This window comes from Polaromonas sp. P1_G2, assembly GCF_056405515.1.
In genome coordinates, this window is record NZ_JBFUBY010001425.1 from 1 (window position 1) to 406 (window position 406).

1 protein-coding gene is annotated in these 406 nt (G+C 63.8%); it reads right to left on the reverse strand.

What is annotated here, in order from left to right; all coding sequences use genetic code 11:
• Positions 1 to 406: hypothetical protein (locus AC1D0P_RS30895; RefSeq protein ID WP_477680216.1), on the reverse strand; the 406-nt coding region annotated here is incomplete at both ends.

Sequence of the window (406 nt, forward strand, 5' to 3'; positions counted from 1 at the left end):
GGATAGTAGACCGTGGACTTGCGGTCATAGAAGTTGTTGCCCGAGGCGAGGCCGCCAGGATAGATCGAGGTGAACGGACCCTTGACCAGCGACTGGCCGAGCTTGGCCCGGTCGACCGCCATGGTCACCGCCTTGCGGAAGTGAAGATCGCGGTCGAGTTCGCGGATCGCCTGGCCACGCGCATCGGGATCGCCCCAGCCGTTGGCGGAGAAGTTCATATAGAGATTGTAGCCGATCAGGCGGGCGCCGAAAGCAAGCCGTGCGGGGGCCTTCGGATCGGCCGCGCGCTTGAGCGACTCGACGAAGTTTTCCGGCTGCTCCAGGTTGGAGAAGTCGCCCGAGCCAGCCACGGCCTGCACGTCGCGGTCCGCCCAGGTCGAGAGCTTGTATTCCAACTCGTTGAGAT